The 17,361-nt window shown below is 64.5% G+C and carries 15 protein-coding genes; 7 read left to right on the top strand and 8 right to left on the bottom strand.

The features are described from left to right. Positions 1–108: 108 nt before the first annotated feature. Positions 109–669, top strand: coding sequence for an iron transporter (locus AC5JCN_RS23335; RefSeq protein WP_495757481.1), 561 nt, complete (start codon positions 109–111; stop codon positions 667–669). 956 nt (positions 670–1,625) lie between these two features. On the opposite strand, the gene AC5JCN_RS23330 is transcribed toward AC5JCN_RS23335, so the two are convergent. From AC5JCN_RS23330 to AC5JCN_RS23320, 3 genes are all read right to left on the bottom strand, one after another. After that, positions 1,626–3,764 (bottom strand): pyrroloquinoline quinone-dependent dehydrogenase, encoded by a 2,139-nt coding sequence (locus tag AC5JCN_RS23330; RefSeq protein ID WP_495757480.1) that lies wholly within the window; start codon positions 3,762–3,764, stop codon positions 1,626–1,628. Next, on the bottom strand, positions 3,761–4,123 hold the full coding sequence (locus tag AC5JCN_RS23325; RefSeq protein WP_495757479.1) for a hypothetical protein: 363 nt from the start codon (positions 4,121–4,123) through the stop codon (positions 3,761–3,763). Before AC5JCN_RS23325 ends, AC5JCN_RS23330 begins: the two co-directional genes overlap by 4 nt. Positions 4,124–4,613: 490 nt before the next feature. Continuing rightward, complete coding sequence (locus AC5JCN_RS23320; protein ID WP_495757478.1) at positions 4,614–5,516, bottom strand: LysR family transcriptional regulator; 903 nt, start codon at positions 5,514–5,516, stop codon at positions 4,614–4,616. Positions 5,517–5,613: 97 nt separating this feature from the next. Here AC5JCN_RS23320 and AC5JCN_RS23315 point away from each other — a divergent pair, with 97 nt between their 5' ends. The 3 genes from AC5JCN_RS23315 (at position 5,614) to AC5JCN_RS23305 (ending at position 8,949) form a co-directional block, all read left to right on the top strand. After that, positions 5,614–6,522: an aldo/keto reductase family oxidoreductase gene (locus AC5JCN_RS23315; RefSeq protein ID WP_495757477.1), complete on the top strand. Its 909-nt coding sequence runs from the start codon at positions 5,614–5,616 to the stop codon at positions 6,520–6,522. Positions 6,523–6,827: 305 nt separating this feature from the next. Next, positions 6,828–7,961: a phenylacetaldoxime dehydratase family protein gene (locus AC5JCN_RS23310; protein WP_495757476.1), complete on the top strand. Its 1,134-nt coding sequence runs from the start codon at positions 6,828–6,830 to the stop codon at positions 7,959–7,961. 115 nt (positions 7,962–8,076) lie between these two features. Continuing rightward, entirely contained in the window at positions 8,077–8,949 is an 873-nt protein-coding gene (locus tag AC5JCN_RS23305; RefSeq protein ID WP_495757475.1) for a polysaccharide deacetylase family protein, read from the top strand. 187 nt (positions 8,950–9,136) lie between these two features. Here the strand turns inward: AC5JCN_RS23305 and AC5JCN_RS23300 are convergent, their stop codons facing one another. Next, positions 9,137–10,726 (bottom strand): alkaline phosphatase D family protein, encoded by a 1,590-nt coding sequence (locus tag AC5JCN_RS23300; protein WP_495757474.1) that lies wholly within the window; start codon positions 10,724–10,726, stop codon positions 9,137–9,139. 650 nt (positions 10,727–11,376) lie between these two features. Then, entirely contained in the window at positions 11,377–11,823 is a 447-nt protein-coding gene (locus AC5JCN_RS23295; protein WP_495757473.1) for a DUF2147 domain-containing protein, read from the bottom strand. Positions 11,824–12,091: 268 nt separating this feature from the next. Here AC5JCN_RS23295 and AC5JCN_RS23290 point away from each other — a divergent pair, with 268 nt between their 5' ends. After that, positions 12,092–12,703 (top strand): ParB-like protein, encoded by a 612-nt coding sequence (locus AC5JCN_RS23290; protein WP_495757472.1) that lies wholly within the window; start codon positions 12,092–12,094, stop codon positions 12,701–12,703. Positions 12,704–12,877: 174 nt separating this feature from the next. On the opposite strand, the gene AC5JCN_RS23285 is transcribed toward AC5JCN_RS23290, so the two are convergent. From AC5JCN_RS23285 to AC5JCN_RS23275, 3 genes are all read right to left on the bottom strand, one after another. Then, positions 12,878–14,197: a tetratricopeptide repeat protein gene (locus AC5JCN_RS23285; protein ID WP_495757471.1), complete on the bottom strand. Its 1,320-nt coding sequence runs from the start codon at positions 14,195–14,197 to the stop codon at positions 12,878–12,880. After that, positions 14,131–14,781 (bottom strand): adenylate/guanylate cyclase domain-containing protein, encoded by a 651-nt coding sequence (locus AC5JCN_RS23280; protein WP_495757470.1) that lies wholly within the window; start codon positions 14,779–14,781, stop codon positions 14,131–14,133. Before AC5JCN_RS23280 ends, AC5JCN_RS23285 begins: the two co-directional genes overlap by 67 nt. A 493-nt stretch (positions 14,782–15,274) precedes the next feature. Further along, a complete protein-coding gene (locus AC5JCN_RS23275; protein WP_495757469.1) occupies positions 15,275–15,397 on the bottom strand; it encodes a hypothetical protein in 123 nt (40 codons plus the stop codon). Positions 15,398–15,605: 208 nt separating this feature from the next. Here AC5JCN_RS23275 and AC5JCN_RS23270 point away from each other — a divergent pair, with 208 nt between their 5' ends. Beyond that, the gene (locus AC5JCN_RS23270; RefSeq protein WP_495757468.1) at positions 15,606–15,893 is read left to right on the top strand and encodes a DUF1330 domain-containing protein; all 288 of its coding nucleotides are present in this window, start codon (positions 15,606–15,608) and stop codon (positions 15,891–15,893) included. A gap of 383 nt (positions 15,894–16,276) precedes the next feature. Further along, positions 16,277–17,359: an ABC transporter ATP-binding protein gene (locus AC5JCN_RS23265; RefSeq protein ID WP_495757467.1), complete on the top strand. Its 1,083-nt coding sequence runs from the start codon at positions 16,277–16,279 to the stop codon at positions 17,357–17,359. The last annotated feature ends 2 nt before the right edge of the window (positions 17,360–17,361 follow it).

Here is a 17,361-nt window from a genome sequence, read left to right as displayed (position 1 = left end):
GAAGTTTTCGCACCGAAGGATCAAGTTCGTCGCCGATCCGACGCTCGCCGCGTTACCCGACCAGGGCTCTTGCCCTCTTCACCGGACCGCGGCGGAAAGGAAACAGAAATGAGCGAGCGCCATGTTCCACCGGCCGAACCGAGCGAAGAAGCAGGGCGTGTCGGCCTTGCACTCGCCCGCGCGCAGGGAGCCGCCTACGGTCTCGCTCTGAAGCACATGACGGATCTAGTCGCCGCCTATGGCGAAGCGAAACCCGCAGGCGATTATCTCGTCGGCCTCGCCCTGGAGAAAGCCGAAGGTTTACACGTCTGGACCGATGGTGCCCTTCTCTGGCAGGAGCCGGCGGGTGAGAACCTTCACGTCGAGATCGCGGTACGCGATGCAGCGGATGGCCGGTTCGTCCCGGGGCTCACCGTTCACATCTCCATCGCGGACGCCAAGGGGGGACAGCTCGTCGCATGTGAGCTCCCGTTTCTCTGGCATCCCACCCTGTACCACTACGGGAGGAACGTTCAGGTCTCCGCCGAACGGGAGATCACCATCCTGACGCGGATTTCTCCGCCGACGTTCGCGCGGCACGACAAGGTCAATGGGTGCCGATACCTCAGTCCGGTCGAGGCCAGCTTTGGACCGATCGGCCTTGGTTTCCTGCCTGACGGACGGAGCTGACGGCCGCCGCTTGACCGCGCTCCGATGCCGGAAGCCACACCTCTCTTCCTCGCATTGGCCGTCCTGGCGCTCGGCGCGGCATGGCTTCCCCTGTTTACTTGAGCGCATTCCGACATCCTGGCCCATGGTTGCTGTCGGAGTGGGTTGGCTTCTGTTCCACTTCGTGCTGCAGGACGTTGCCATCTAAGAACACTGAGAACCGCGGAAACACTGACCGAGGTCGCGCTCGTCCTCGCCGCGATGGGCGCCGGACTCCGCATCCACCGATCCTTCGCGGTTCGGGCCTGGGCCAGCACATTCCGGCTGCTCGGCCTTGGCATACCTGCCGCGATCGGCTTGTCGCAGGAGCGGCCCACATCCTCTTGGGCTTCTCGCTGGGACAGGCACTGCTCCTGGGAGCAATCCTCGCCCCCACTGACCCGGTATTCACCGCGGGCGTCCAGGTATCTCCGCCGGGAGGGGGCGGTCCGGACGAAGTCCGATTCTCGCTCACGTCCGAGGCGGGACGCGTTCATCACACGGGGTGGCGATCCTGACCATGTCGTACTTCGGGTGACGGAAGATCAGCTGAAGAATGCGCCCACCTTCCGAGCAGAGGACTAGTGGCACCCCCCGTCGCCGGTACCGGTAGGGGACTGGGCCGGACGAACGGTCCCGTTCGGCCGAGCTGTGCAGCTCCGCGTGGGCGGGCGCGTAACAGCAGGCCGGATCTGTGGCGGCAGAATTCCCCGTGACTCTCGTCGCCTGGCAGCGGCAGCCGCCCCAATCCTTTTCGCGAGGATCGCGATTTCGGCACATGCGCGAATGCGTTAGCCGCAAGGTTCCGTTCGCGCGCCGACGCATGACCTTCAGGACCGTAAGGAGCGCTCTCGGCGAGGCGTGGCCGCGCGTGAGGCTCGACAGGCGTAGTCCGGCACCCTGATGTGCTGGTGTACGGTTCGGTTGGATCCGCTCTCCTATCGGGGCAGGGCGTACACGACCAGTTGGTCCCCGACCTGGTCCTTAAGGATGGTGTTTCCCCCCGCGGCGAAGGCGACGTACTCACGCCCCTTGTACTCGTAAACGGCCGGGTTCGAGACAGCCGGAGCCTGGACGATATCCGACCAGAGCTCCCGCCCGTCGGCAAGAGAGTAGGCGCGGACCTTGGCGTCCATCGAGGCGCCGATGAAGATCACTCCGCCGGCTGTCACGGCGGGTCCGCCGATGGTGACGGATCCCAGCGATTCCGGCATGTAGAACCCCCATTTCTGGGAAGCGCCGATGGGGCGGCGCCACTTGACGTCGCCGGTCGTCATGTCGATCGCGGCGATCTCGCCGAAGGGCGGCTCCCAGCACGGCATTCCCAGCCAGTTCAGCGCGTTGTTGAGCGACATGCCGTAGGGCGCGCCCTCCTGGGGGTAGTAGCCCTGCTCGTTGCCCGATCCCTTCGCGAGCCGCTCATATTCGTCGCGGGGGTACAGCTTGATGTACTGCACGACGTGCGAGAAGTTGACGATCGCGACCTGCCCCTTGGGATCGTATCCAACGCCGCCCCATTGCACCCCGCCGGCGGAATCCGGGTAGGTGAAGGCACCCTCGCCCTTGTGGGTCGGAGGCGTGTACATGCCCTGGTACCAGAGCTTGTCCCACAGCCGCGAGCACTCGCCGAAGCCGGCGATGTTGGCGACGCTCCAGATGCCCGGCTTCTTCGACTGGTCCAGCAACGGCGCGGGCTTCGTCGGGAAGGGCTGCGTGGGCGCGTAGACCTCACCCTCGACGGTGCCGTCCCCGCCGGGGACCGGCCGCTCCTCGATGGGCCAGACGTCCTGTCCGGTGCGGCGGTCCACGACGAAGAGGAAGCCCATCTTGGTGGCCTGCATCAGGGCCGGGATCTGCTTGCCGCCGACAGTGATGTCCATGAGAGTGGGGGCGGAGTTGATGTCGTAATCCCAGATGTCGTGGTGCACCCATTGGCGCGACCACACGACCTCGCCGGTCTCGAGATTGAGGGCCGTCGTCGAGGTTGCGAGCGGGATCTTTTCAGTGCGGTTGCCGCCCCAGTAGTTGGGCGAGGGGCTGGACACCGGCAGGTAGACGAGCCCGAGTCCTTCGTCCACCGACATGGCCGTCCACACATTGGCGGTCCCGGTGCGCGGCGCGATCTCCCTGGGCAGCGCCGCGAAGGACCACTGCCGCTCGCCGGTCTGCGGGTCGAGCGAGAACACGGTGCCGGGAGGAGCTTCGGCATAGGCCCAGTCCTTGCCGGCCCAGCCCAGGATCAGGTGATTGCCGGCCACCGTCGGCGGCTGCAGCAGCGACAGCGGGTATTTGTTGTTGACGTCGTTCCACTGGTTGACGTTGACGACCCCGCCCTTTCCGAACCTCGGGCAGAGCTTGCCCGTGTCCGCATCCAGCGCAAAGAGCTGGGCGTCCATGGTGCCGAGGTACACGATCTTCTGGCACGGCTCGCCGGCGACCGGATTGGCCGCCTGCCAGTAGGCGACGCCCCTGTTCTTGAGCGCGGGCTGGGTCAGGGCCTTGAGGGTCGACTTGGAATCGAAGGCCCATTTGACGGCTCCCGTACCCGGTTCGAGGGCGATCACGCGGTAGAAGGGCGTACCGATGTAGAGCGTGTCATTGGCGAAGATCGGGGTCGCCGACCACACGGAGGTCGGCAGCTGGCCTGTCCCGTCCGAGACATCGCCTGTGTGATACTCCCATGCCTTCTTCAGCGAAGCGACATTGTCGGCCGTGATCTGCGTCAGCGGCGAATATTTCTGGGCGTTGAGCTGGCCGTGAAAGGTGTTCCAGACGGGCTGGCCGGCCACCAGCGGGATGGGCTTGGACTCCGGCAACCTTCCCGACGGCTGCTGGGCATCGGCATTGGCCGAACCCCCCGCAGCGCCGGGCGCCGCGTCAGCACCCGTTCCCGCGCCCGGCGCGCCTTGCTGGCCGCCGGTGGGGGGCGGACCTTGCTGTTGACCGCCCGTGACCCCGCCGGAGCGGGCCGCCGGATCGCCGTCGTCGTTCTGCGCCAGGGAAGGCGTGCCCAGCAGAATTAATCCGGCGGCAAATGCCACAGCGGGCGCGGCACGGACTAGCGACGCCACGGTCATGCCAAGGCTCCCCTCGGCTGGTTCCGCGTCCCGAGCGTGAGGAGCAGTCCGCAGAAAGCGACGACGCTGGCTGCGACCAGCCACCAGGAATGGAGGAAGGCGGCGGCGGCGATGGTGCCGATCGCGCCGAGGACCCCGAGGATCCAGAAGACCCAGAACACCGAGCCCTCCCGGGCACGCGCGAGGATGAACCCGTCGGCCACGAGCGCCAGGCATGAACCGATGACTAGCAGGGCTCCGGGCGTGCCTGTCACTCCGGTCAGGGGCGCGAGATAGGAGTACAGGCTCAGCGCCACGCCCACGGTAGCGGCGAGAAGTATGATCAGCGGACCAAGTGGCCAGCGGGCTTGCGCGTTCAACTTACTGCCTCCGCAAACGGTACTGCCGGGAGGGTGCGGCGGCCCGCAACTCCCTAGAGCTGAACTTCAGGGTTGGAGGACTGGTTCCTCGGCCCAGCTTGAGAGGCATTGATTACGGTACGCCCGCGAACGCATTCGATTGAGACGTGTTCGCACGCCGTCACCTTATGGCTTCCTCAAGCACGAACAAACCTGAGCACTAATCTCGCCCTGCTCTTTTCCCGCAGCCCAGGCTACGCATCAGGCCGGTCGACTTGAGTCAGCAACTCCCCTGCAGTGTTGTTTCGCCATGGTGTCCCGGCGCCTGCTGGGCCGGCCATTTCAGACAGCTTCTGGAAACGGCGCTGGACTGATGCTTGGGAGCTGACGAGTTGGGCGAGCCCACGTCGCGGCTCAGAATGTCAGCTTGCGGCGTAGGCGGTCATGACTGCTCTTGGCGCGATGCAGACGCCGTCGAGTGCCTGCATCGCGAGGGACCCCCGTCGCGCCGTCAGCCGGTGCCCTGCCGGATGTGGTCGACAAACGCGCGCAGCGGAGCCGGTACGAGGCGGCGGCCGGGATAATAGAGATAGGGGCCGGAGAAGCTGACCCACCAGTCTGGCAGCACGGGCTCAAGTTGCCCGCGCTCGAGCTGTGGCCGCACCCAGTCCTCGAACAGGGAGAGAATGCCGCAACCGCCAATAGCCGCATCGACGGCGAGGTCCGCCGCACCGCCGGGCTGCACGACCAGGGCGGCGGGCGGATCGACGAGCACGGTCTCACCGTCGCGCTCGAATTCCCACGGCGCGAGCGCCCGGTTGGGAAAGCGCACCCGGATGCAGGCGTGGTTCAGCAGATCCCGTGGCTCGCGGGGTCGTCCGTGGTGCTTCAGGTAGGCCGGAGACGCGACGGTGGCGAAGCGCTGCATGCGGGGTCCAATGGGAACGGCGATCATGTCGGGTTCGAGCCGCTCGTCGTAACGGATGCCGGCGTCGCAACCGGCCGCCAGCAGGTCCACGAACGTGTCCTCGGCGATCACCTCGAGGCGGATCTCGGGAAACGCCGCGAGGAAGCCGGGGATGACACCCGGCAGCACCAGGCGCGCCGCGCTGACAGGCACGTTCAGCCGCAGCGTTCCGGCCGGGCGGCCCCTGAATCCGTTGATCACGTCGAGCGCAGCCTCGACCTCCCGCAAGGCCGGGCCCAGCCGCTCAAGCAGGCTCTTTCCGGCCTCTGTCGTCACCACGGTGCGGGTGGTCCGGTTGAACAGGCGAACACCTAGCTGCGCCTCGAGGCGCCGCACCGCCTCGCTCAGGCCTGAGGCACTCTCGCCCGTGGCCCGGGCTGCACGTCGGAACCCGCCTGCACGTGCAACGGCGACGAATGCATCGAGATCGGAGAGGCTCACGATCATTGTCCGGGTTCCCGCACGGCCTGTGCACATTGTGCGGGATTATCGTTGTTCCGCAACCGGCCTATTTCCTGCCCATCACCAATCAAGGAGACACGCCATGACGACCTCCGATCCCGCCACCTTTGCCTTTGGCAGCCGGACTGTGAACCGCATGGGCTATGGGGCCATGCAACTCGCGGGGAAAGGCGTTTTCGGTCCTCCTCGCGACCGCTCGGAGGCGATCGCGGTTCTTCGAGAAGCCGTCGACGCCGGCGTGGATCATATCGACACCAGCGATTTCTACGGCCCACATATCACGAACGAGATCATCCGCGAGGCGCTGCACCCCTATCCGGAAAGCCTCGCCCTCGTGAGCAAGGTCGGTGCGCGCCGCGGCCCGGATGCCTCGTGGATCAAGGCCAGCGCGCCGGACGAACTGGTGGCGGCAATCCACGACAACCTGCGCAACCTCGGCGTGGAGCAGCTCCACGCCGTGAACTTCCGCGCCATGTTCGACGTCCATGGCCCGGCGGAGGGCTCGATCGGCCGCGAGGTCGAGACGCTGGCGCGCCTCAAGGACAAGGGCCTGCTGCGCCACGTCGGCATCAGCAACGTGACCGCGGCGCAGGTGGACGAGGCTCGTGGGATCGTGGAGATTGCCTGCGTGCAGAACCAATACAACCTGGCGCATCGGGGGGACGACGCCCTCGTCGATACGCTCGCGCGGGACGCAATCGCCTACGTCCCGTTCTTTCCGCTGGGTGGCTTCTCGCCCCTGCAATCGTCGGTGCTGTCGGATGTCGCAGTTGGGCTCGGAGCCACGCCGATGCAGGTAGCGCTGGCCTGGCTGCTGCAGCGTTCGCCCAACATCCTGCTGATCCCCGGAACGTCCTCGCGCGCCCACTTGCGCGAAAACCTCGCGGCGGCCAACGTCGTCCTCGACGGTGCAGCCCTGTCGATTCTCGACGACATCGAACGCCGTTCAGAGCGCCAGGTTGGGGATCACGGCAGCCAACAGTCTCGATGAAGGCGGCTTGGAACAGGACCGCCGTCAAAGGGCAGCCGGTGAACGGTGGAAAGCCTGAGAGCACCGTCCGGTATCATGGTATTGAGGTCGACGACGCGCTTTAGATGTCAGAGCTGGAGAAGATCTGAAAGTTTTCGAAGGCAGGCGCGATTTGCGCCCGCCGGTCGATTTTGACGCGTAGCGGAAGCTGCGCATCTCAGCTTGTTCGCTGAAGCCAGGCGTCAGATCCTCTGCCGACGCGCGTATGCTGCTGACGAGAACTAAGAGATCTGTACTTTCAGGTTCAAACCGTTTCGGATTTTCCTGTGTCCACCATCAACGACTGTCAGGATCGACGCCCAAGGTTCTTGAACGAGGCTCCGTCCGAAGTATTGGGGCCGAGCGAGCGCCTGTTTCCGCTACGTCGGCCTCCAGGCTTCGTGCCGGCTGTGCAGCGAGGGTCTGTGCTGGGCAAGTCCGCGGGGTTGTCTGTCGCCTTCTTTGGCGCCGAAGCGGACCGCCCCGACGATCTCCGAAGCCATAGTCTGCTGGACTGGGCAGCGCGTTACCTTCGTAACCATCCGTCGGGTCCGAGTTCCGTTGATTGTAGTGAAGTCGTGCTCCCTCACTCGCGAGCCACTCTCGTTTTCGGGGCGTACTGGCCGGACAGCAATCGGTTCAAACGCTGGACCGACGACGAAGATGCCGAGGCATGGTGGAACGACCCGGCGCGGCTGCTTGGCCCGCACGGATGCTGGCGCGAGGTCCTGCATGTGCCCTGGGACAGATGCGAAACTTCCTACTGGCGGGACTTTCCGCGGGGCCTGGGGCTCTGTCCCGAGGTTCCGCTCTATCCGACTCCGTATTGCGGATACTACGGAGCTATGCGCGACCGGCTGCTCGCCGCAGCGATTGATCCGCTGAAGCCCGAGGGCACAGCTCCCCTTGCGGATCTTGCCGGCCGGAAGGGCTTTGGCGAACGGTGGCTCGTGAACTTGCCCGGCAACATCTTAGTGATCCGCGGCGGGGCGAGTTGGGCCATGATGGATCCGGTCCAACGGGCGGACTACGATGACAGTCTTAGAGCCGCACTCCATGGCGGGATGCGTTATCTCGCGACGGAAAGCGTCGCGAGCGGCTGCTTGTGCATGCGTTTCATGCGCACGGTCGACGCCGACGGGGATGCCGAACCGGAAGAACATGCTCTCGGCGTCTTCCAGTCGCTCTCCGATCTTGAGCGTTGGGCGGAGGGGCACGCAACTCACCGGGCGATCTATCTTGGCGCGAAGGCGCGGCATCGTCGCTTCGGACCTGACAACCAGCTGCGCACCTGGCACGAGGTCTTCGTTCTGCCTGCTGGCAGCCAATGTGAGTACTTCAACTGCCACCCCGAAACAGGGCTGCTGCCTCGGTGTCATGGGACATGCGTCGCTTCCCCCATGATTATGCCTAGCGCGTGATCGTGGCCCATCGTTTCGATGCGGGTCACGCCCGGTCCAATCGCGTACGTTCGCTTGGCTAAGCTGACGTACTTCGCACTACACTGCGCGTCTGAACCGATAGGCGGAGGCAGCCGTGCGCCTTGCTTTCACCCTCGACGACATTCCCCATTGGCCTCGGTCCGAACCGCCGCCCGGTTTCAGTGTCTCGTCGATCATGCGCGACATCGGGGCAGCCCTGAACCGCCACGGCGCGAGAGGCTCTTGGGGATTCGGGAATTCATGGGCGCTCGACATGAATCCAGGCCTGGGCAAGGTTATGGACGAGTGGGTTGAAGCCGGTCACCACGTGGGCAACCACACCCACAACCATCCCGTCCTCACCGACATCGGGGCCGAGCGCTACTGCTGGGAGATCGACAAGGCTGACGATGCCCTATGGCGCTGGATCGCCCAAGCGCCGACCAAGGTCTTCCGCTACACGCTCTGCCATTGGGGCGATACGGAGCCCAAGCGTTCGCAAGTTGCCGACCACTTGCGCGCCAAAGGCTATGTCGCGGCGGACGTTACGACCTGGTGGCACGAGTGGCTCTGGAACCGGGCATGGCGCTATGCGCTGGAACGCGGAGACACCGATGCCATGGAGCGCCTGGAGCGCGACTTCGTTGAGGCGACAGTCGCCCAGGTGCGTTACGACCACGAGACGCTCTGCGGAGCGTTCGGCCGGGACGTGCCCGGCATCGGACTTGGCCATACCGTCCCGTTCTTCGCGGTCGTGGCCGACCGTCTGTTCGAGAGACTGGTGCAGGAAGGCGTGACGTTCGTTTCGCTTCAGGAGGTCCTATCGGATCCAGCCTACGACCAGGTCGGAAAGTTCGTCAGTAGCAAGTTCCTCGTCTACCAGCAAAAGCTGGCTGCGGCCCGCAAGGCCGCCGGACCGGTTATCGCTCCTGAGATCGCGGAGCTTCACGAAAGGATCGTCGCGGAAGCAAGCGGCCCACTTTGCTAGGCTACATGCTTTAGCCGGGTGCGCGGGCCCTAGGCACGGATCCTGAGTCGGCCGAGGGTTGCCGCGTTCATGGCCGCGAGATCAGCAAACCAGAGCTCCTGACCCTGAGCGGACCTGCCGCAGGTCTGCTTTCATCCAGGACTTTCGAGCACGCCGCCGCTTTGAGGGTCGTCCCTTCTTTCGACCGTCACCCCCGCTTAGGTTCAAGGACCACCGACCATAGAGCCTTGTCGGCGACGTCCTTGAGGGTCACCGTCATCGCTTCGCTCGAGCCATCGATGGCGACGTGGCCGAAGAATTGAAGGCCCTCGCTCGGTGGCAGGTTCTGGCTCTGCTCGGGTGTTGGCGCGAGCTGGTACTTGATCTGCGGCCCGAAAGTGTTGTCGAGCGGGTTCGGACCGAATGTCCCAGCGTGCAGGGGACCGGAGACGAACTCCCAGAACGGCTCGAAGTCTTGGAACTGCGCCTTGTTCGGGTCGTAGTAATGCGCGGCTGTGTAGTGCACGTCGGCCGTGAGCCAGACCGTGTTGTTGATACCCGCGTGCTTGATGAAGGAGAGGATCCCTGCGATCTCGAGTTCGCGGCCGAGAGGCGGGCCGTCGCCCTGCGCCACGGCCTCGCTGCCGAACTTGCGGTCCGAATCATAGGTCACGATCAGCCCGAGCGGCATGTCGGCGGCGATCACCTTCCAAGTTGCCGCAGAATCCGTGAGCCCCCGCTTCAGCCAGGCGACCTGCTGCGGGCCCAGGAAGTAGCACTCCGGACCATAAGTCTCCTGGCGGTTCTCGCCGTTCGCTCCGCGGTAGCTCCGCATGTCGAGGATGAACACGTCGAGCAGCGGACCATACGACACCTTGCGAAAGACCCGGCCCGGCTCGGCAGGTTCGACGCGTGTTGGTGTGTATTCATGGAACGCGCGTGAGGCGCGCGCCGCGAGAATCATCGCGTTCTTCTCGACGTATTTCTTCCGCTGATGCTCGGCGCGAGTCAGTGGCTCGTCCGGATACCAGTTGTTGGTGACCTCGTGGTCGTCCCACTGCATGAAGGACGGCACAGCCGCATAGAAGTCGCGCACGTTCCGGTCGAGCAAATTGTAGCGCCAGTTGCCACGGAACTCGTCCAGCGTCTCGGCGGCCTTGGCCTTCTCCTCGATGACGACGTTTTTCCAGACTTCGCCGTTCTTGAGCTTCACCTCGGCCTGGATAGGGCCGTCGGCGTAAATGTTGTCGCCCGAGTGGATGAAGAAGTCCGGTTGCGCCTTCAGCATGGTCGCGTAGGTCCGCATGCCGCCGCGCGCCTCGTCGATGCCCCAGCCCTGGCCGGCAGTATCGCCGGACCAAACGAAAGACACGGACCGCCGGTCAGCCGGCGCGGTCCGGAACCGACCTATGATGGGCTCGCCGATGATGGCGGGCTCGAAGAGGTTCTGCAGCCGCACGCGGTAGAATACGTCCTGCCCCGCAGAAATCCCGTCGAGGACGAGCTTGGCCGTGAGGTCGGCATCGGGGAGGGCATCGACGTATACGGTTTTCACGACGTCCTTGAAGCTGTCGGTCGTCGCGGCCTCGATCCAGACGCGGGCGGGCCGGTCAGCACGGGTCCAGACCACGCCCGAGGAAGACGTCACGTCACCCGACTGCACTCCGAGCGTCGCGGCGGGCCTGTCGCCGGCGCGGCTCACGGCCGGGGCGAAGACGCCGCCCAACGTACCGCCGCCGGCGATGACGGAGCTCGCGGCAAGGAAGCCGCGTCGAGTCAGGATCGGGCTTTCGGGCATGGTTCGGCCTCGCGTGGCGTTACGGAGCGACATTTACACGCCCTCGCAAACCTCTCGTGACGCGCAGGGCAAGGCTGTCGACATCAGGACGGTCGGCCGCGAACTCGGCGGGCGCGCAGTGCTAGAGGGCAGCATCCGACGCGCCGCGCATTTCGGGGGCCGCTTGCTGAAGGGCGAAAACTATCGGGGGCGCTACTGACCTATACCGGCCCTCCAGAACGTCTGCTCTCCGCGCCTCCAAATCGGCGCGGATCAAGCGGGCGGCATCCCCTCAAACGCCGACGCGACCACGCAGCCAATTCCACAAGATTTCGCACGCGTTCAGTTGTCTCGATTTACGTGGACGAACGACGTAGTAGTCGGCACTCCCACGCATGCTGACGTAGAACGCCATGACGGGAGAACACGGCGTCCGTGGTGTCATCGACCGTGACCGTGCCGTCGAAGTCGCACAGGATTGTCGGAGCAATTTGCACGTTCAGTGTCCGATTGGATCCGGGCTGGATCCCGTCGACCCGTCCGCAACCTCCGTGCCAGACGGCGCCGTCTTGGCAAGCCATTGAAAAGACACGGCTCGCGTGTCCGGTTCGCGGCCGGACGCCGTTCCGCAGCTACACGGAATGGAGCTTCTATCGCACTTGGGGGGAGGCTCAGTGCCGGCGCCAGGTTTGCGAGCGGCCAAGCAAGGGCGTGCCGATATAGCCGCGCACGTCGAGTGTACGGCCGTCGGCTGAGAGCTTCAGGCGGGCAGTATACTCCTTGCCGTTCTCCGGATCGGTGATGCTGCCGCCAGTGTAGGCGTCACCGTCGCGGCGCATGTTCTCGATGATCCTGAGCCCGATCAGCTTGGCGCCCTTCTTCGCGCCACTGCACTTCTCGCACGTGTCGGGAACCGGATCCTTCTGCGGAAGGACTTTGCTGATCACGCCTTCGACTACGCCGTTTCGGTCCGTGATGGTAATGAGGGCTCCGACCTCGCCATCCTCGTCCACCTGCTCCCAGACACCCGCGATCGGGTCTGCCGCACGCGCTGAGGCCGAACCAAGGACAGCCAGAGCGGCGAGGACGAGGACGGCCTGGATGCTGGGCCTAAGCATGACGACATGTTCCTTGATCTCGAGCATTGATCGATAGCCATCCCGAGTAAACGGTATCAATGCCCCAGTCCTCCTTTGGCTCTCCGCGCGAAGGGAGATGGGCGATCGGGCCAGACGTCGTTCAAAGAGGCGGCGTTGCCGGGGGCATGGAGCCATGATTCCGTCGTCTTCGCGGTGGGATGCGATTCAACGAAGGCAAAGCTCGCGGTTGAATGTCAAAGGGTCCATTCTCTTGATGAGGGTTGGGCGAAACCGTTCGGGAGCACACATGATTGATCCTGTCCTGGAACCGGTCGCGCTCCAAGACTTGCGCCCGACGCAGATGACAGTCGGCCGCCGAGAGGTCGACGAGAAGCGCAGGCATTGGCGAGAGACACTTGCGGGGGAACAGACGAAGGGCGGCAAGTTTCTCGGCTCTCACATGATTCCGGCTGTCCTGGGCCCAAGGGGCCAGTACTTCATCGTGGATCATCATCACCTGGCACTGGCGCTGCTCGAGGAGAGCGTCGGGCGGGTTCTCGTTTCGACGGTCGCCGATCTCAGCGGCCTGAAGAAGGACGCATTCTGGTTCGTGATGGCCCACAAGAATTGGATGCATGCCTACGACCGGAATGGCAGCTCTCACACATGGAAGAGCATTCCGAAGCGTCTCGAGGGGCTCACCGACGACCCTTTCCGATCGTTGGCCGGAGAGCTGCGCCGGGTCGGAGGCTACGCCAAGGACATGAGCCTTTACAGCGAGTTCCTTTGGGCAGATTTCCTGCGGTGTCGTATCAAGGCGGCCCTCGTGGAAAAAGACTTTGGGGCCGCGCTGGAAAAGGCCCTTACACTCGCCCGCACCGCGGACGCGGCCTATCTGCCGGGGTGGTGCTCCCGCTGAGTTCTCCAGCCGGCCCTCGTTGAAAGCCACCCAAGGGACTGCGGCTGGAGCTTGTTTCGTGCCACGGCCGGCCGCAGGTCGGGAAAGCCGTGTTCGCGCCTTCAGTTCTGTTCGACGCCCATGCCCCTTGTTCCCGCAGTTCGGCTCTCCGGCCTTCGGGCCAGTGGGCGATGCCTACGGATTGCCCTTGGAATCTCCCTGTTGGGGCAACCCGAGGTCATGAAGAGCCCGAATGATGATATCGGTTTCTGGACCCGGCTGTAGCGTGGTCGTACCCTTGTATTCGTCCAGTGACTTAAACGGTGCGATCCTCATGGCGCGCTGCATCGCATCGCGGGCGGCTTGGGCCTGGCCCGCATAATGGTATGCAACGGCGAGATAGAGGTTGCACGGCCACGAGTCGGGTAGCCTGCGGGTGCAGTCGGACAGCACCGAGATGGCCTCGTCGAACCGCCGGGTCAGCAGCAGCGCGCGGCCCCTGTAATTGTCGAACAATGGAGGATAGAGCGGATCCAACTGGATCGCTCGGTTGATGGAGGCCAACGCCTCCTCCCCCCTGTTGATCGAAAGCAGCACATTGGCCAACCCTGCATGCGCTTCGGGATCGTTTGGATTCAGTTCGGTGGCGCGTCGGGCGAACTTCTCTGCCTGGGCGTAGTCGCGTGCGATCAGGCGCAGATTGCCAAAGGTGACATTGGCGAATGCAAGACCCGGATCGAGCGACAGTGCGCGTTCCGCCGCCGCGGTACCGGTTGCAAGGGATACAGCGGCGTTCTCGGGTGCCCACCGCCGGGACAACTCGCGGTAGTAGGTGTAGGCCAGTTCCGCATGCGCAAGGGCGAAGCCGGGGTCGATCCTGACAGCCTCTTCCAGAAGGCGCCTTGCCCGCAGAGTGGCTTCCTTGCCTGCGTCGGAATACCGGATCTCCCGGGCGCGGAGCACGTCTTCATAGGCGGAGAAGTCGGCCGGTTGCCGCCCCATCGTTCCGGAGACCGTTGCGGCCTCAACTCTCGACAGGAGCCTCGCAGCGATGGCCCCCGCGATATCGTCCTGGACGGCGAAGACGTCGGTGAGGGGGCGGTCGTACTTGTCGGACCAGATAATCGACCCGGTCTCGATCCCGACCAGCACAGCGCTGACCCGGACCCTCTGATCGGCGTGCTGCGCGCGGCCGGCCAGGACGAACTTGACGCCAAGCCGCCGCCCGACCTCGGCCGGAGTTTCGCCCGGCTCCAGTGCGGCGAAGCTCGTGTTGCGGCCAATCACGGTCAGGAGAGGTGAACGGCCCAACGCAATGAGGATGTCGTCGGTGATCCCTTCCGAGAAGTATTTCTGGGCGGCGTCGCCCGTTGCATTCTCGAAGGGCAACACGGCGAGGCTGGGCCTTGCCGCAGCCGGCGATACCACGCCGCGGCCTGAGTTCATTCTCAACAGCGTGGTTCCGCCAATCGTGAGGACCGCGACCAACGCGGCCGCGGAGCCGACCCGCAGCATGGATCGTCGGCTTGGCGCCGCTGGCACTGGCCGGCGAGATAGGTTCGAATGGGTCGGCTCAGGTTCTTGAAGCGCTGCTCTCCGGCAGGGCGGAAAGAGACCGCGATCTTTCCGGCGAGCTGATCATAGGCCTCCCCCGAAATCAGCAGTCCTCCCGGAGGGCAATTCTGCTCCAGTCGTGCTGCGACATTCACACCGTCTCCGAGGATGTCATCGCCATCTGCCACGACATCGCCGAGGTGAACGCCGAGCCGTATTCGCAGCTGGTCGTTCACGGGGCGGCTCCCATTCCCCGTGAAGACAGCATCCCGAATGGCGACGGCGCACCGGACGGCGTCGACGATCGATCCAAACTCGGCGAGCACGCCGTCGCCCATGTGCTTGACGATCCGACCATCATGCGATGCCACGGAAGGGACCAGGATATCCGTCCGGAACGATTGCAGGTCAGCGAGCGCAGCTGCCTCGTTTGTTTCCACGCGCCGCGTATAGCCCACGACATCAGCCGCCAAGATGCCGACAAGTTTGCGTTGGGCAGACACTGCCACCCCGCTCCCATCCAACCAAAGCGCGGATAGGCACATTCTGCACCGGGACCGCAGTGGCGTCACGCTGCCGCTGGCAATTTCGGGTGAAGCTGCTGCAAGCGGCCCTGACGAGGTTCTACTTTTGCGACGAGATGCAGGTTCCGCTGATGGCGCGAGTACGACACAAGCGAACCGGCGCTCATGACCATGAGCGGAACTTCGGCCTAGCGCCAAGAGCCGACCGATATGCTTGCGCCACAAGCAGACGTTTGCATCCGATCCCAGGGGTGCTACTGGACGGACGCCTAGGCATCGCAGCGGCCCGGTTTGCTGGCCTCGCGTCGCATGACGATGATTCCGGTCATGGAGCCGTGCCGTTCCGGCGAGCACCAGACCATGCCCTCCAACTAGGTCGGAAGGTCTCGTAGCGCCTTGAACTTCGGGCGGTCCGCAGGGGCATCGTCCGGCAGAGGCCGGCCGGAGGAGTCGTAGATCCGCGTCTCGGCCCCGAGGCGACGAAGGATGCGCGCGGCAGCTGCGGATATGCCGCTCAGGCGAGCACGATACCGCCGTCGACGGACAGGACGGCTCCGGCGATGTAGGACGCCTCCGAATGGTCGGCGAAAAAGAGAACGGAGCGGGCGATCTCGGCGTAGCGGCGTTCCCGCACCATCGGCACGAGTCGGGCGGCTCTGGCCGATCGCAAGGCGAGGCGGTCATTCGATAGGTTTTGCCGCCGGTCGGTCAATGACGGCCCTGAGGAAGCCCGGGCAGACGGCGTCCGGCGGGCGCCCTTGGCGGTCGCGGACGGCTTGGTGCGCCGTTTGCTTGCCCACTGGGTCGGGTCGGCCAACACGGCCGCTTGCAAGGAGACGACGCAGATGGCCGCTTATCTGATCTCGCACGGCACACCCCGTGATGCATCGAAGCTTCAGGAGTACGTCGCTCTCTCCGGCCCGATTCTCGAATCCTATGGCGGTATTCGCCTGGCGGTAGGCCGAGTGACCGGCGTTGTGACGGGCTCGCACAGACATGTCCGGGCCGCGATTTTCAGGTTTCCTGACCTTGACGCCTGCAACAGATGCTTTGAAAGCCCGGAGTACAAGGCCCTCGAATCTTTGAGAAACGAGGCCTGCGATTTCGATTTCATCGTGATGGAGGAGGCATGAGGCGCGCCGCGCGATCCGCGCAAGCGTGACCGGTTGGAGGGTCTCCTGACCTGCACCAGGGAAGCGGACACTCGGGGCGCACAAAAAAGCAGCGTACAGTCTCCAGATTGCACGGAACGCCAGGTGCGAGACAGGGGCCGAGACCGCTGCAAGGGAGCGTAAATAACCAACCTTCTCAGGTGATTAGACAGAGCTACAGCAGGTCGCTGGAACCACAACTGTATACAAACCTGTATCCAATCGTGGATATGCTTTCGGATCGACGTTTTTTTACTCATATGTATCGCCAACGATTCTGCCATGGCGAATCTATAGGCAACCCCTCTCGTTGACCCACCGTCACATTCTTTTATTCTGGAGAAAGAGAGGGTGGGATGACCCTGATGGCTCCAGCAGTCAGATTATCGCGGCTTTGCAAGTCTTTCCCGGGCGGGGTGACTGCTATCGACAATGTCGCGCTCGACATCAACCCCGGCGAATACGTCTCAATCATCGGGCCGAGCGGATGCGGCAAGACGACGACGCTGAGGATGGTGGCGGGTTTCGAGAGCCCTACGTCCGGACGCATTGAAATCGGCGGGCGCGACTGCACGCAGCTGGAGCCCCATCGCCGCAACACGGCGATGGTGTTCCAGCACTTCGCTCTCTTTCCCCACATGACTGTCCGCGAGAACGTCGTGTTCGGCTTGCAGATGCGTCGTGTGCCGGCCGCCGAGCAGGAAAAGCGGGTCGGCGCAATCCTGGAGGCGGTCGACATCGCCTCCCTGGCCGACGGGCCCGTCACGCAGCTGTCCGGCGGGCAGCAGCAGCGCGTCGGGCTGGCCCGGGCCCTGGTGACGCGGCCGGACGTGCTGCTCCTCGATGAACCGCTCGGCTCGCTCGACGCCAATCTGCGGGAGCGCATGGTGCGCGTCCTCAAGCGCCTGAACAGCGAGTTCGGCATCGCCTTCATGCACGTCACTCACAGCCAGTCGGAGGCGTTCGCGCTGTCCGACCAGGTCGTGATCATGAACAAAGGGCGCATCGAGCAGGTCGGCCCGCCCGCATCGGTCGCCGAGCATCCCGCATCGCTTTTCGTTGCGCAGTTCGTGGGGAAGAACAACGTTATTCCGGGACGTTTCGTCGGGCAGGAGGACGGCGTCGCCACCGTCGAGACCGATATCGGCCCCTTGAGGGCGCGGGCGCAAAACGGGGATCTGCGCCGGGACTCGGCGTGCTGGGTCGTCTGTCCTGCCCACCATGTCGAGTTGCTGGACGCCAGCCCAGCCTACGACACGGCGCTGGAAGGCCGGCTCGCCTTCTCACTGTTCGAGACCTCCCACGTGGAGCTGAACGTCGAGGTCGGTCATGGCCGGCTGGTGAGGCTCGACAGGTTCGAGGACGCCGGACGCCTCGCCGCTTTGCCCATCGGATCACCAGTCCGCCTCGGTTGGAAGACCGGGAACGCCTTCGTGCTGGCGGCCTAGGC

The organism is Alsobacter sp. (assembly GCF_059501845.1).
This window is presented reverse-complemented; position numbering and strand designations above follow the sequence as displayed.